At 41.9% G+C, this 15,539-nt stretch carries 12 protein-coding genes; 5 read left to right on the top strand and 7 right to left on the bottom strand.

The window, feature by feature from the left end; translation table 11 throughout:
- Window positions 1-15: 15 nt before the first annotated feature.
- Together EZL74_RS04520 and dnaA are read right to left on the bottom strand one after the other, a co-directional pair.
- The gene (locus EZL74_RS04520) at window positions 16-483 is read right to left on the bottom strand and encodes a low molecular weight protein-tyrosine-phosphatase (RefSeq protein WP_131475403.1); all 468 of its coding nucleotides are present in this window, start codon (window positions 481-483) and stop codon (window positions 16-18) included.
- Between the two features lie 40 nt (window positions 484-523).
- Window positions 524-1,951, bottom strand: a complete 1,428-nt coding sequence (dnaA, locus tag EZL74_RS04515) for a chromosomal replication initiator protein DnaA (RefSeq protein WP_131475402.1) — start codon at window positions 1,949-1,951, stop codon at window positions 524-526.
- A gap of 188 nt (window positions 1,952-2,139) precedes the next feature.
- Between dnaA and EZL74_RS04510 the strand changes: the two genes are divergently transcribed.
- Window positions 2,140-2,538: an acyl-CoA thioesterase gene (locus EZL74_RS04510; protein WP_131475401.1), complete on the top strand. Its 399-nt coding sequence runs from the start codon at window positions 2,140-2,142 to the stop codon at window positions 2,536-2,538.
- Window positions 2,539-2,546: 8 nt separating this feature from the next.
- Here EZL74_RS04510 and EZL74_RS04505 read toward each other — a convergent pair whose 3' ends face one another.
- From EZL74_RS04505 to ribD, 3 genes are read right to left on the bottom strand one after another with little or no spacing between them, the layout of a single operon-like run.
- A complete protein-coding gene (locus EZL74_RS04505) occupies window positions 2,547-3,155 on the bottom strand; it encodes an IMPACT family protein (protein WP_131475400.1) in 609 nt (202 codons plus the stop codon).
- Window positions 3,156-3,158: 3 nt separating this feature from the next.
- Window positions 3,159-3,767, bottom strand: coding sequence for an HAD family hydrolase (locus tag EZL74_RS04500; protein WP_131475399.1), 609 nt, complete (start codon window positions 3,765-3,767; stop codon window positions 3,159-3,161).
- Window positions 3,760-4,803, bottom strand: a complete 1,044-nt coding sequence (gene ribD, locus EZL74_RS04495; protein WP_131475398.1) for a bifunctional diaminohydroxyphosphoribosylaminopyrimidine deaminase/5-amino-6-(5-phosphoribosylamino)uracil reductase RibD — start codon at window positions 4,801-4,803, stop codon at window positions 3,760-3,762. The genes EZL74_RS04500 and ribD overlap by 8 nt, the downstream gene beginning before the upstream one ends.
- 98 nt (window positions 4,804-4,901) lie before the next feature.
- Here ribD and EZL74_RS04490 point away from each other — a divergent pair, with 98 nt between their 5' ends.
- Window positions 4,902-5,399: a GNAT family N-acetyltransferase gene (locus EZL74_RS04490; RefSeq protein WP_131475397.1), complete on the top strand. Its 498-nt coding sequence runs from the start codon at window positions 4,902-4,904 to the stop codon at window positions 5,397-5,399.
- 10 nt (window positions 5,400-5,409) lie between these two features.
- A complete protein-coding gene (gene prmC, locus EZL74_RS04485) occupies window positions 5,410-6,282 on the top strand; it encodes a peptide chain release factor N(5)-glutamine methyltransferase (protein WP_131475396.1) in 873 nt (290 codons plus the stop codon).
- On the opposite strand, the gene EZL74_RS04480 is transcribed toward prmC, so the two are convergent.
- Complete coding sequence (locus EZL74_RS04480; protein WP_131475395.1) at window positions 6,273-7,517, bottom strand: ABC transporter permease; 1,245 nt, start codon at window positions 7,515-7,517, stop codon at window positions 6,273-6,275. The two genes, prmC and EZL74_RS04480, sit on opposite strands and share 10 nt — an antisense overlap.
- A 142-nt stretch (window positions 7,518-7,659) precedes the next feature.
- On the opposite strand from EZL74_RS04480, the gene hisS reads away from it, so the two are divergent.
- On the top strand, window positions 7,660-9,018 hold the full coding sequence (gene hisS, locus EZL74_RS04475; protein WP_131475394.1) for a histidine--tRNA ligase: 1,359 nt from the start codon (window positions 7,660-7,662) through the stop codon (window positions 9,016-9,018).
- Between the two features lie 264 nt (window positions 9,019-9,282).
- Window positions 9,283-9,621 carry a helix-turn-helix domain-containing protein gene (locus tag EZL74_RS04470; protein ID WP_131475393.1) on the top strand — a complete coding sequence of 113 codons (339 nt, stop codon included), beginning with the start codon at window positions 9,283-9,285 and terminating at the stop codon, window positions 9,619-9,621.
- A gap of 44 nt (window positions 9,622-9,665) precedes the next feature.
- On the opposite strand, the gene EZL74_RS04465 is transcribed toward EZL74_RS04470, so the two are convergent.
- A complete protein-coding gene (locus EZL74_RS04465) occupies window positions 9,666-15,353 on the bottom strand; it encodes a choice-of-anchor D domain-containing protein (protein ID WP_131475392.1) in 5,688 nt (1,895 codons plus the stop codon).
- Window positions 15,354-15,539 lie beyond the last annotated feature (186 nt).

Below are 15,539 nucleotides of genomic sequence, written 5' to 3'. Positions count from 1 at the left end.
AAGATAATTAAAAGGTTACGGATGCTTTTCGATTAATTTTTTGGCCAATATAGTGCAGGTTTCATCCAGCATTTCATAGACCATGTCAAAGCCGTTTTGCAGACCGTAGTAGGGATCCGGTACGTCAACATTTTCGCCGGGAAAGAGGTGATTTAAAATCAAATCCACTTTAGCTTTGTGCTCTTCATTTTTGGCCAAATCAATTACATTGTCATAATTGGAACTGTCCATGACATAGATGTAATCGAAAGCATCAAAATCTTTTGAGGTAAATTGTCGGGCTCTTTGATAGGTGATGTCGAGTCCGTGTTTTTTTGCCACAAGCACAGAACGTTGGTCGGGTTGTTTTCCTGTATGATACGCACCGGTTCCGGCTGAGTCGACCATGAATTTGTCTTTCGGAAGTTTAGACGCTAACAAGCCTTCCGCCAATGGTGACCGGCAGATGTTTCCTAAACAAACCATTAAAATTTTAACGGGCATATGGTGATTTTATAAACCACAAACTTAGTTAAAAAGCAAATTAGAGCGATAGTTTTTTATGAATATCTTCTACAAACTTTTTGAATTGTTTATCGGTTGAAACCAGGTTGTCCACTGTTTTGCAAGCGTGTAAAACCGTCGCGTGGTCTCTGTCGCCAATTTGTGAACCAATGTTGGCTAAAGACGACTTGGTGAATTTTTTTGCGAAAAACATAGCCAATTGTCTTGCTTGTACCACATGGCGCTTACGGGTTTTAGACTGCAGTGTGTCAACATCCAACTGGAAGTAGTCGGAAACTACCTTTTGAATATAATCGATGGAAATTTCGCGTTTTACGTTTTTCACGAATTTTTCGACTACGCTTTTGGCCAAATCTAATGTTACCTCTTTTTTGTTAAAAGAAGATTGCGCAATCAAAGAGATGATAGCTCCTTCTAATTCGCGTACATTCGATTTGATGTTGCGGGCTACATATTCTACAATTTCTTCAGGCATTTCCACACCGTCACGGTACAAAATGTTTTTCAGAATCGAAATGCGGGTTTCGTAATCCGGTTGGTGCAATTCGGCAGATAATCCCCATTTGAAACGCGACAGCAAACGTTGTTCGATGTCCTGCATATCAACCGGAGCCTTGTCTGAAGTAAGGATAACCTGTTTTCCGTTTTGGTGTAAGTAGTTAAAGATGTGGAAGAAAACGTCCTGTGTTCCTGATTTTCCGGAAAGGAATTGAACGTCGTCAATAATCAGCACATCTATTAATTGGTAGAAATGAATAAAATCATTTCGGTTGTTTTTCTTAACGGAGTCTATATATTGTTGTGTGAACACTTCTGCGGAAATGTACAACACGGTTTTTTCAGGGTACTTGTCTTTAATCTCAACTCCGATAGCATGAGCCAAGTGGGTTTTTCCCAATCCAACCCCACCGAAAATCAGCAAAGGGTTGAAAGATGTTCCTCCCGGTTTGTTGGCAACCGCCATACCGGCAGATCTTGCCAAACGGTTAGAATCTCCTTCAAGGAAATTGTCAAAACTGTAGTTTGGGTTGAGTTGTGATTCGATTTTCAGATTTCTGATGCCCGGAATTACAAACGGATTTTTAAGTTCCGGATTCAGGTTTTTGAACGGAGCATCAACATCTTGAGATTTTATAGGGCTGCGGTGTGCACTTGGCAATTGTTCCGTAAACGGTTGTTTGTTGCCATAAGTGTTTTCCATTTTAATTTTATAGAGTAACTTTGCGTTTTTACCAAGTTCTTTAGTTAACGCCACTTTCAATAATTTAACATAATGCTCTTCCAGCCATTCGTAAAAGAATTTACTCGGAACCTGAATATACAAAGCATTGTCAGTAAGTTCGACTGATTTAATCGGTTCAAACCAAGTTTTGAAAGCTTGCTCTTGAATATTGTCTTTTATAAACAGAAGACAGTTTTCCCATACCGATTGCGCAGTTTTGCTCATATATTGTTTTAAAATTATTGTAATTATCTATAGGTTTTCCAACAGAAAAGGTGTCAAAAATATTCCTGTTTTTCGGGATAACAAATATGTGAATAAAATTCAGTAAAAAAAATTTTAAGGGTATTGATTTTTTAAAAATATTGTCGTAAAGAGACGTATTGATTATAGATTAAAAGCAAAAAAAACAGATGAAAGAACATCAGATTCAGGTTAGAGTCCGATACTCGGAAACCGACCAAATGAGTGTGGTTTACCACGGAAATTATGTGCCTTATTTTGAGATGGGACGCGTGGAATGGCTTAGAAATAAAGGGGTTTCATATAAATCGCTCGAAGAGAGCGGTATTGCGCTTCCCATAGTTTCGATGACGATAAATTACAAAAAGCCAGCACGTTATGACGACTTACTTACAGTCATAACCAAGTTCAAAAGTCAGAGCTCGGTGAAGATAGAATTTGATTGTGAAATTCGGAATGAAAATAATGAGTTATTAACAACGGCTCATTTTTTATTGGTGTTTGTAGATATGAATTCGGGTAAACCAATGGCTCCGCCCCAATACATTTTGGATGTTTTGGAAAATTAAGAAAAACATCATAGTTTTTTTATCTCAATTTCAAAAATATTAGTAAAAATGTCGAATATCATTTCGGCATTTTTTTTTCGGGTAGCAATCTCAATTGCGCAACTCTCATTCATCTGTTGATCTATGATTTCAATGTTTTTTTCTTTGATAACCCGCATTACTTTATTCATGTTTTTATACTCAAACAGAATCTGAAAATGAATATCGATAGTTTTTTCGATGATTTCGGCTTCTTCGAGGGCCATTTGCGCAGCGGTTCGGTAAGCTGAAATCAATCCGCCGACACCGAGTTTGACTCCGCCAAAAAAGCGAACCACCACCACTAATGTATTGGTCAGACCAAATGACTGAATTTGGCCATAGATGGGCATGCCGGCAGTATTACTGGGCTCGCCGTCATCATTAGCGCGAAAATATACTTGCTCGGTGCCCAACTGAAAAGCGTAACAAAAATGAACCGCTCCATAATGTTGTTTCCTCAATTGTTCTAAGTGCAGTTTTATTTCTGTTTCGGTGGTAACCGGAAAGGCATACCCGAAAAATTTGCTGTTTTTTTCTTTGAACAATATTTCGGGTGATGGGTTGGCTAAGGTTTTGTAGGTATCGGTTGCATTCAAAACTTAAAAGGGCAGGTGTTTTTGTTCAAACAAGTTTACCACATCGTCAGTACCTACCTGTAAGTTCCATACATGTAAGCCTAAGCTTTCGGCTACATCGGTATTGCTTTTTTTGTCGTCAACAAATAAGGTGCGCTTGGGTGATAGGTCGTGTTTGCGAATCAAAGTATTGAAAATTTCGGGATCCGGTTTGCGCATGCCCATTTCATAAGAATAGTATACTTTTTCGAAACAGCGGTAAAAGTCGCTGTAAAAACTCATGCCGACTTTGTGTTCAAAACGACTGATGTGTATCGAATCAGTATTGGTCAGTAAAAATAAGCGATATCGGGTGCAGAGCATTTGTAAAAATTCTAATCGGTGTAATGGAAATTCACCAATAGAAGCATTCCAGGCATGTCGAATATCGTGAACGGTAGCGTTGGGAATGTATTTAAAGAAGGTTTCAATAAACTGCATTTCCGAAATTTTACCTTTTTCGAATAAGTCGTTAATTTTTAATAAATCTTCATTCGGACCACTTAACCCTAATTTTTTGAATGCTTGTATCGAGGCTTCCTTTTCAAGATTGATAAAGACATCTCCAAAATCGAAAATGATAGTGTTAATCATGGTTGATGAAAATTTTAAGTTGATCTTCTTTTACCTGTGTCTTTTTCGGAATTCCATTGAGCGTGGGAGCTTTCACACCTTTATTAAAGGAAGCCACTCCGATAAAAACCCGGGCTTCGTCCCAAAGATCAGCTTCTATAAAACTTTGCAGGGTTTGTTTTCCTCCTTCAATAATTACAGACTGTATGCCGTGTTTGTACAGTATATCCGCTATTTTTTGGGTCAGCTTAGTATCAAAGGTAACACTTTCGGGAATACGATTTTCACTAAATGTTAAATTTTCTTGCTCGGTTATCAGGATTGTTTTGGTTTTTCCATCCATAACCTGATAGTCGTTTGATATTTTTCCGCTTCGGTCTAATACAATGCGAATCGGATTGTTGCCTTTCCAATCGCGTACGTCCAGTTTCGGATTATCGTCTAAAACGGTTTGAGTTCCTACCAGTATAGCCTGTTCTTCGCTCCGCCATTTATGAACCAGTTGTCTGGAATAGACATTAGAAATCCATACCGGTTCCTGTTTGTCTTTGGTTAGAGGGGCAATGAAACCATCTGAACTTTCAGCCCATTTTAGTATGATGTATGGCCGTTGCTTGTTGTGAAAAGTAAAAAAACGTTTGTTGAGTTCGTTGCATTCGGCCTCTAAAACGCCAACAGTAACCTTGATGTTGTTTGCTGCCAGTCGTGCAATTCCGGTTCCGGCTACTTTACTGTTGGGGTCAACGGTGCCAATGATCACATTCGGAATTTGGTGTTTGATGATTAAGTCGCAACAGGGTGGTGTTTTGCCAAAATGACTACAGGGTTCTAAAGAAACGTAAAGGGTTGACTGTTTTAAGAGTGATTTATCCTTCACAGAGTTTATAGCATTCACTTCGGCGTGAGGTTCCCCGGCTTTACGGTGCCAACCTTCCCCTATGATTTTGCCTTGGTGAACAATGACACTGCCTACCAACGGGTTTGGATAGGTTGTGCCTAAGCCATTTTTAGCCAATTGTATGCAGCGTCGTATATATGTTTGGTCGGTTGTTGTCATTTATTTCCTGAAACGCTTTAAGGTTATTGTTCTAATTGTTGTTTGTCATTTGCGTTTCCTGTATCTTCACCCCACAAAAATAAGCGATTACTTTTAGAATGGAAGGCATACGAATCAGAGAAATTCAAAAGAGCGATAATGAGCAGTTGGCTGCTGTTATTCGGGAAGTTTTTATTGCTGACGGATACCCTAAGACCGGAACAGCTTTTGCCGATCCTCAACTCAATTTCATGTTCGAGACTTACAACAGGCCACGGTCGGTTTATTTTGTTGTGGAAGAAAACAACAGCATCATTGGCGGAGCAGGAGTAGGGCCGTTAGAAAATTCGACTGAGAATATCTGTGAACTGCAAAAAATGTATTTTCTCAAAGAAGCTCGTGGCAAGGGAATTGGAGCTCAACTCATACAAAAATGTTTGGCCAAAGCCCGTGAGTTCGGTTACGAAAAATGCTATCTCGAGACGTTACCCGAAATGTTGGCGGCCCAACATTTATACCGAAAAGCCGGATTTGAATACCTTTGTGAGCCCTTGGGAGCTACAGGTCATACCACTTGTCCTATTTGGATGCTGAAAGAACTGAAAACGGATAACTAATAATTGACAGATGCTTTTTAAACAGTACAAAGCCATTTTTCTTCGGGAGCTGGCCTCGCTTTATGATGAAAAGGAAATTGAGAGTTTCTTTTACCTCACCCTGGAACATTTTCACCACAAAAAGAGAATCGATTTGGCGCTCAATCCTGAAATGGAAATGGATGCCTCGCAACTTTCGCAATGGGAAAGTGTTTTGGCTGATTTGAAAAAGTACAAGCCTATTCAATATATTTTAGGAAATACAGAGTTCTATGGTTTGCCATTTGTGGTTAATGAACAGGTGTTGATTCCCCGACCGGAAACTGAGGAGTTGGTTGCATTAATTTTGACTAATAACTCCAATCCGGTATCGCCGGATATGCTAACAATTCTTGACATTGGTACCGGGAGTGGTTGCATTCCCATTAGTTTGAAAAAGAATTTGCCCAATGCAGCGGTTTTTGCCATTGACGTTTCGAAAGAAGCTTTGGCAACGGCCCAAAAAAATGCAGCGCTCAATAAGGTTGAGGTTAATTTCATGTTGCAAAATATTTTGGATACCCAAGATTTGGGACAGCAGTTTGACATTATTGTTTCTAATCCGCCCTATGTTCGTCATTTGGAAAAAAACGAAATCAATCCTAATGTACTCGATTATGAGCCGCATCTAGCCTTGTTTGTTGAAGATGATGACGCGTTGCTATTCTATCGAAAAATTGCTGAACTGGCCCGGATTAATTTGAAACCCGGAGGGCAATTGTATTTTGAAATCAATCAGTATTTAGGAAACGAAACGGTTGAATTCCTGCAAAGTTTGGGCTTTTCGGAGGTGAAATTGCTGAAAGACATTTATGGGAATGACAGGATGGTTTTTTGCCTTCTGCCTTCTGCCTTCTATTCATAACGAAGCGCCTCAATCGGATCGAGTTGTGATGCTTTTATAGCAGGGTATGATCCCGAAACGACGGCCACGATAAAAGTGGTAATCACAGCTGCCATGATGGCCAACCACGGAATTACAAAACTGAAATCAATAGCCACAGCAATGAGGTATCCGGTAATGATACCGAGTATGATTCCGACTAAACCACCCAATTGTCCTATGATTAAAGTTTCTACAAAAAACTGAAAAGCAATAGTGCTTCTTTTGGCACCCAACGCTTTTCTGACTCCTATTTCACGGGTTCTTTCGGTTACCGATACCAGCATGATGTTCATCAAAGCAATCGAAGAACCAAAAATGGTAATGATGCCAATAATCCAGGCAGATATGTTTAAGACCCCTGTAATCTCGGCAATTCTGTTAATCAAATCGTCGCTTCTTGAAACTCCGAAATTGTTTTCGGCTACCGGATTCAGTTTTCTCACCTTTCGCATGGTGGTAACGGCATGGTCAACGGCTTCATCCAACAACTCGGTCTTGTCTACCATAGAGCTGATGGTGTAATTGATGTTGGGCTTCGAAAACATGGAACGCGCCACCTGAATGGGAATCAGCATTCTTAAATCCTGGCGGTTGCCAAATGTGGATCCTTTTTCTTTTAAAACGCCAATGACTTTAAACTTAGCGCCTCTCACGGAAATGGTTTTTCCGATGGGGTTCACGTCTTTCAGCAATCCTTTGGTGGCAAAATCAGAACCCACTATACAGGAATAGGTGTTGTTTTGAATGTCAAAGGTGTTGAAGCTGCGGCCTTGTGTAACCTCCAAACCCGAGTTGGTCAGGAAGTAATCATCTACGCCCATTACCGTGATTTCCGGATCGGTTTTTTGATTTTCATACTTAACTTCGGCGGTGGTAGTGGCCGTAAATGATAACGAAGTATGCGTCATCGGGTAGTCGTACATAGCCTTAAAGGCTTTTGCTTCGGGGTACGAAATAATAGGATTTATTTTTTCGATTTCACCCCCGCCATGTCGTCGGTTGGTGTTTTCGTATTGATTGATGTTGAATGTATTGGAACCCATCGAGGCAAAATTGGACGAAAGCGTATTCTGCAAGGCCGATACGACGGTCAGAATTCCGACCAAGGCCCAAATTCCCAATGCAATAATCAAAATCGTAAGTATAGTGCGCAGCAATTGGGTTCTGATTGAACCGGTGGCTATTTTTATGTTTTCTCTGAATAATCCAATCATGATGGCAATTTGACACGAATTTACGGTTTTTGTTACAAGAATAGTTATTTTAAATCCATAAAAAACTAGATATTTGCAGGGTGATTTTTATGGTAAAATGAATCAACTCTTAAATCCTCATTCCTAAATTCGTAATAATAAAATGGCACAAAAACCCAGTATTCCCAAAGGCACCCGAGATTTTTCACCCGCAGAGGTTTCCAAGCGCAACTACATCATTGCTGTGATGCGTTCGCATTTTGAGCGATTTGGTTACCAGCCCATAGAAACACCCTCGTTTGAAAACTCCGATACTCTGATGGGGAAATACGGCGAAGAAGGAGACCGTTTGATTTTTAAGATATTGAATTCAGGTGATTATTTAGATAAAGTACCTGCTGAGGAACTGCAAACTATAAACTACAAAAAACTTACCGGAAAGATTTCCGAAAAAGCCCTGCGCTATGACCTTACCGTGCCGTTTGCCCGTTATGTAGTGCAGCACCAGGGAGAAATTGAGTTTCCGTTTAAGCGGTACCAAATCCAACCGGTTTGGCGTGCTGACCGTCCGCAAAAAGGGCGATTCAGAGAGTTTTACCAATGCGATGCCGATGTGGTAGGTTCAACCTCTTTATGGCAGGAAGTAGAATTGGTGCAGCTTTATGATGCTGTTTTTGCCCAATTGGGACTGAACGGCGTAACCATCAAAATCAACAACCGCAAAATACTGTCGGGCATTGCTGAGGTGATTGGTGCTTCGGATAAACTGATTGATTTTACCGTGGCTTTAGACAAGCTCGACAAAATAGGAGAGGACGGCGTAAAGAAAGAAATGCTCGAAAAAGGCATCTCAGAAGATGCTTTGCAAAAAGTACAGCCGTTATTCAACTTCACCGGAACGATAAATGAAAAACTGGAAAAACTTTCCGGCCTGCTTTCGGCTTCCGAAGAAGGAAAGAAAGGAATAGAGGAACTGCGTTTCATTTGTGACAACGTAACAAAACTAGGTTTGCAAAAAGCCTATCTCGATTTAGATGTGACCCTGGCGCGCGGGCTCAATTACTACACCGGAGCCATTTTTGAAGTGGCTGCTCCCGCGGGTGTGGCTATGGGTTCTATAGGCGGTGGCGGACGCTACGATGATTTGACCGGAATTTTCGGGCTGAAAAACATGAGCGGTGTGGGGATTTCTTTTGGCTTAGACCGCATTTATTTGGTGCTCGAAGAATTAAACCTCTTCCCCGAAACGGTGACTACATCCACTAAAGTGTTGTTTTTGAATTTTGGCGAAGGCCAAGCATTTGAAGCCATGAAAGCCATAGCTGTGTTGCGAAGCCACAACATCAAAACCGAACTTTATCCGGATGCTGCGAAGATTGATAAGCAGTTCAAACACGCCGAACGCCGAAACATTCCTTTTGTGGTTAAAGAAATCTCCGGCGATTGGTTTACCCTGAAAGACCTAAATTCAGGCGAACAAGCGCAACTGTCCCTTGCCGATTTGTTGCAAAAGCTGCAATAGCGACGATTCGTATAAGCTGTCGGAAAAAATTATGCAAATTTCCTGTAAACATATAATCAGGATGAACTGTTTTTGTGCTGACTATAAGAAAAGTATAATCCGGCAGAAGTATTTATGTGCTGACATCATAGGGGTATAATCTGGCAGAAATATTTATATGTTGATGTAATGAAGATATAATCCGATAGAAATTATTCTGTATTAACGTAATGGGTGTACTTTTTTTCGTAATTTAGTCTGATAAACTCCAAAGAATCAGTTGTTATGGAAACTTCAGTACACATCGGAAACCTAATCAAGCAGTATATTGATGCGCATCGCCTGGTAAGAACCGAGGTCGCCAAGCAAATGGGAACTCCCAACACGGCCATTTATGCCTACGAAAAGCGGCAGTATATTCATTGCCAAACCCTGATGCGTCTTTGTAAGGCCACGAAGCACAATTTTTTTATGGATATTGCCAATGCCCTGCCGCGAGAGTATACGTATAACCCCCAACTGGTTTCGGATAAGGATGCTTTACTGGCACAACAGGCCGCCGAAATCAATAAACTTACCCTCGAAAACGCCCTGCTGAAAGAGCTCATTATGGGCAAAAAATAAAAAACTCCCAGCCAGTGGGAGTTTTTCGGTAAGGCATTTTTATATTAATTAACTAGAATTTTTTTGTTGATTTCACCATCATCGGTAATGGCTTTTACAATGTAAGCACCGGTCGTCAGTCCGCTCGTAGAAAGTTCAATATTGGTTTGATCCTGCTGTTCTACATCCCAGGCGGCTACCTGCTGACCAATCATGTTGTACAACAGTACCGATTTGACCTCAATTTCCGGCATTCCGTTGGTAATGGTAATGGTTTTGGTGTCACTGATGTTGCTCACGGTTATGGCATGTTCCATTCGGTTTTGATTGCCGTTTCCATTGCCGTTTCCGTTTTTAAAGCGCAACGAAAAACGATCTTCTATCGTTCCCGCCGGTAGTGCAATAGTGAAAGGTTCCGATTTGATATTGTTGTATTTTTTGGTCACATTGTCATAAATGAATACTTTTTGGCTCTGCGGAAAGTTCTCTTTGCCGTCAATAGCAAAAGTCACGTTTCCGGCAGTTGCATTTTTAACGCCCAACGGATAAATGTTGGCATGGTTAAAATAGCCTTCGCCCTGAATATTCAATTTGGCTGTTCCGTTGATGAAGTACATATCATTGGATAAATTTTCGAGACTCACGGCATCATATCCTACATCAATTCCTGAAGTGGCCTTTTCGTTCATAAAACCTATCAAAATCTGACGGTGCATATTATCGCTCGAAGTAAAGCCCAATCGGAGTTTCATGAAATCATCTTCTACATATACATCTTCACTGTTGTCAAAAGTTTTGCTCTTTTTGCTGACCGTAGGATTGGCCGTTCTGAATAAGGTATTGGATTGTGAGTCTTCTTCTTTTACAAAAAGTCTTTGACTGTTGTTGAACGTGATTGTTCCTCCGGTAGCAGAACCCGATACGAAGAAGCCTGAGCCCACCGGTATGAACCTGCCCGGAGTTTTACTGCTCGAACCCAAACCGCTGATGCCCGCAGGGGCTACAGGCGGAGTTCCTCCTACGAGGCTGCGTGTGGCATACCCTCCTTGGTATTGTACGGTTACGTGCGAACTGTTGGTGCTGTAGTGTTCCCAAAAATAAAGGGTTCCGGTAGTGGCAGTACTATTGTCTGTTATAAAAGCATTAGCATCGATAGCAGAGGCATAAGGATTTCCGCAAAGAATTAAATTATTAGCCGAAACAGTCGAGGTTATGGTTCCATTATTGGGTTTGCCGACGAATGTATAGTTTTGAGTCGGGGTTAAAGCGTTGCTGCCTTTCAAGGTATAGCCTTGTCCCGGAAGCAAAGAACCATTTGGCCCAACCGCCTCCCAATTGTAATAGTTGTTATTGAGGTTTTGGTATTTAAAAATCCAATAGCTGCTCAAGGTAATTGGGGTGGTGGCAATACTGTTTAAGTCGCTTGTCCAAAGTAAATCCTGAATGTTGTCAACATCGGTGCCGTCTTTCATTACGCCTGCTACAGTATAACCATTGTTGATGCTGCTGTTGTTGATGCTGCTCACCGGCGATGACCAATAATTGTAATTGAATTTATTGGTTTGTCCTTGTTGGTCGCGTTCAATGTATCCTGAACTGGTTGGTTCTAAATCGCTCTCAGCCGTCTGAACCAACTGTGATTTTCCTTTTAAGTCAATTTTACCATTGAGGAGTAAGTACCAATCGTTTTGAATTTTGGTGTCATTATTCATGTTGATGGTTACGCCCGAATCAACAAACATACCCAAATCGGTATTGTTGGCCGTTTCGGTGATGTCGTGTTTTACCTGAACGATTGACCAGTCCTGATCCATGATGTCCAATCCGCGAATGTCTTTGGTCGGACTGTTGACAGCGGTGGCAAATGTTCCGGCTCGTTCGGTTACAAAAGGCATTGGGGCCTGTTGCACATAAATATTTTTATGGTTGTACATTTTCATACCGGTTCCGATATCTATAGCCGGAGTGGTCAAGTCGTCAACAATATCGTCTTTGTACGTATCCATTCTGAAATACCCCAGCAAGTTGGCAAATGGGAGTGCACCAATGTCTTTCGGGATGATGGCACCTCTTACCTGTGAGCTGTTGTTTTGAATTTCCTGATACACCATTCTTTGCAATTGTGCGTCAGACAACGCCACATTAAAGATTCTTACTTCATCCATTTTTCCTTTGAAGTATTTATCGGTTCCGTTCGGATTTCTGCCCAATGTTAGTTTGGTGGCATCGGCCGCAATGCTTCCGGATAGAGACTGTGTGGCAACTAAATTCCCGTTGAGGTAGAGTTTTAACGAACCGCCTCCGTATACGGCAGCAACGTGGTACCATTGTGCAGTGTTTAAGGCCGTGTTATAGGTTAGTGTAGTTCCGTTAACGGTAGCCGCAAGTTTTTTATTGCTGTTGATTTTCAGGTGAAATTTATCCTGGCCCACTACTACACCTTCAGCATTGAACGCCGGGTTTAAATCAATCCAAGCCATGATGGAAGCGTTGGCCAGGCCTCCCAAAACAGCTGTTTTTTCGGCATAATCATTTCTTCCGTCAAAGTCCAGCAGGAGTTTTCGGTTTAAATCTCTCGGCGAACCATAAACGGTTATACTGGTATCAAAAGCATCCAGAATTCCGTCACGGTCAGCATCGGTTGTGCCGTCAATTATTCCGTCATTATTAGCATCTAAACTGGCATATAATGTTGTTGAAATGTCATAAACACCCGGTTTAGACATGACGTTCAAATAATCCGGATTTGCAGCTCCGTATGAATTCACCGGCAATGCTTTACCCGAATTCCCATAACCTGAAAGCGTATCAAAGATGCCTACAATTCCATCCGCATCGGGGTCAGCACCTTCGCCTTCGCCATCACCGTTCACATCGCCGTCTCCATTGTAAATTCCGGCTTCATCTACATCAAAAAGCGAATCGTTATCCGAATCTAAGTCGATATAATTGGGTACGGCATCGCCATCAAAATTAGCGGGTCCATGGGCGGCATACCATGCCTGAACGGTATCGTGCCAACCATCGCCGTCAGCATCAATCCAAACAGAAGGGGATAAGTCCATGCGGTCTTTACCGTTGCTTAATGCGGCCCAGCCATCTTCAATGATTCCGCCAATCCCGTCGTTATCGGAGTCTAAATCGTATACATCGCCTATACCGTCTTGGTCTGTATCGGTGATAGTTTGAATGATTTTAATGTCGTCAAGGGCTAAGTCGTTTCCTAATCCGCCGGGTTGGTTGTTTTTAAAAACAATAGAAAAGCCGGTGGTCGTAGGGGTAAAGGAAGACGAGAATTGATACCAATCCCCCGTTGGATTAGCAGCTGAGGTTGGAGGGATATTACCGGTGTTGAGCGTACTGATTAAATTGTTGCTCAAATCGCGAAATTCTACCGTCAGATTCGGACGGTTTCTTGTGGCAATTCCGGGGGCATCGGTTCGGTCCAAATTCAGTACATAAAAACTATAGGTTAGAGGAGCATTCGGAATTACCCCCTGAATGATGGTTCTGTAAAATTCATCAGTAATATTGTTCGTTGCATTGAACAAAGCCATACGGCCGTTAGTGTCTGAAGGTGTATGGTCAGGCCCTTGGTACCAATAGCTTGGTGCCCACGAAGCCACAGCTGTGGTTCCTGCAATGCTGTTTACGGTATATTGTCCGTCGTTCAAATCCAGAACAGTATCGCATTCATCGGTAGCCTGAGCCGTTGTTCCGTCTTCATAACAATAAGTGGTAGACGCTGTTGGAACAAAAGAGTTGATTCGAGATCTTCCGGTGCCGGCACCAAAAGTTTCATTCAGTAAGGTGATTTGCACTTGTGCGCTCAACACCGAACCAGAGGCGTAGCTTTGTTCAATATAATCGGGAATACCATCATTGTCATCGTCATTGTCTACGTTGTTAAACACTCCGTCACCATCGCTGTCAATGAATGTTTGTACAGCAGTTCCGGTTACTCTAAACGTATATGGGTTTTTCCCGGCTCCACTGTCGTTATTGGCTATGCTTATATCCGCCGTTTTTATGCCGACAACTGTTGGTGAAAAACTAACGGTAAAACTTACCGCATTGTTCTGCTGTACAGTTGAAGCCGGCTGCATACTGATGGTAAAATCAGTACTCCCCGATATGCTGACAATTGGAGTTCCTGTTAAATTTAAAGCCAAATTCCCACTGTTTTCAATGGTATATACTCTGGTAATCGGAGAGTAGATGTTGGTTGAATTGAAATCGGTCCAATCGGTAATGGTTGGAGTAGTATCGCCGTCGCTAATAGCAACATTGTTTCCTTTTACGGTCATGTTAGGCGCTACTCCGGTACCTTGTATTTTAAAATCATACGGATTTTCATTACTGTCATTGTTTATGATAGATATGGTGGCCGAACGTACACCAGCCGCACTTGGTGTAAAGGTTACTGTAAACATGGTGCTGGTGCCCGGTGCCACAATGCTGTTTGGTGCTGTGGTTATGGCAAAATCACCCGGATTTGTTCCGCTTAACGATAGTGTTCCTATGGTCAAATCGGTTGTTCCTGTGTTGTAAATAATGTAGGTTCTTGTTGGGTTGGTTGAACCAAAATCAGTCCAGTCTGTTGTAGAAGGTGTGGTATCGCCATCTACTATAGAAACACCATTGCCTCTGATGTCTATTTCCTGTTCCAACCCTGTTCCCTGTATGGCAAAGTCGTATGGGTTTTCGTCGCTGTCACTGTTTACTATAGAAACAACTGCACTTCGGGTTCCACCGGCACTTGGGTCAAACGAAAGTGTAAAAGTAGTACTTCCGCCGGGAGCGATTGAAGTACCCGGATAAGTTGTGATGCTGAAATCAGCAGCATTAGCACCGCTAAGAGTGATGGTTCCCAAGGTAAGGGTTACCGTTCCGGTATTTTGAATGGTATATGTTTTAGTAATGGTTCCTGAAGCTACTGCTACCGAACCAAAATCAGTCGCGTCAGTGGTAGATGGAGTTATATCTCCGTCTGCTATGGAGACAGCGTTTCCGGTGATATTGATTTCGGCTTCATCCCAGCTGATGACTACCTGACCGTTTGCACCATTTCCTCCATTTCTGGTATTGGATGAGGTGCGCAATGCACCTCCGCCTCCGCCTCCAAGTCCGGTGGCTGCAGTTCCGTTTCCTTGGGTTGTACTTCTTCCGTTGGCACCATTTCCGCCATTGGTTGGAGCGGTTGCTCCCGTTGCTGATGTAGCCGAGTTTCCTGCCTGAGTATTACCTGCTGAAGAGCCTCCACCTCCGCCATAAGTAGTGCCCGAACCATTAGCGCCATTTCCTCCATTATAAGAAACAAATGAAGTACATGGGATGCAAGCAGCCGTGGCAATACCTCCTATAGCCCCTATAGAAGAGTTGTCTGCAGCACTTGAGCCTCCTTTTGCAATGATGGTTGTACTGTTGTTAAACCAGGAATCCCCACCTGCGGCGGTGGTTGAACTTCCTGTTCCGACTGTTACTGTGTAAGTGGTGGAAGGAGTTACGTTAATGATTCCTTTCATGTAGGCACCACCACCGCCACCGCCACCGCCTATGTTGGTCGTAAGAGTACTTCCTTTTCCGCCTCCTCCCCAAGCTTCAACTGTGAGTTGCGTCACGCCGGCAGGAACGGTAAACGTACCGGAACCTGAAAAGGTTTGTGATTTGTTTTGACTGTACCCGATTGATCCGGTCAATAGTATCCCGAATAAGACATAGTAGGTTTGTAATTTAAGTAATAAATTCTTCATAGCTTGGGGCTTTAATTAGTGATTTATTATTTAAATGAAGTTTAAATTCGGCTTCAAATTTTTAATATTTCAAATCTAAAGTATTTAAACTTAATTGTCGATAAACAGATTTATATAATCGATAAAATACATTTAATTTTATTTTATACAGGTAAAAAGATTACATATTTTTGATGATGGTACAAT

It is taken from the genome of Flavobacterium silvisoli (assembly GCF_004329815.1).
Classification (GTDB): Bacteria; Bacteroidota; Bacteroidia; order Flavobacteriales; family Flavobacteriaceae; genus Flavobacterium; species Flavobacterium silvisoli.
Note: the sequence above shows the minus strand (reverse complement) of the source record. Positions and strands in the feature narration are given on the sequence as shown.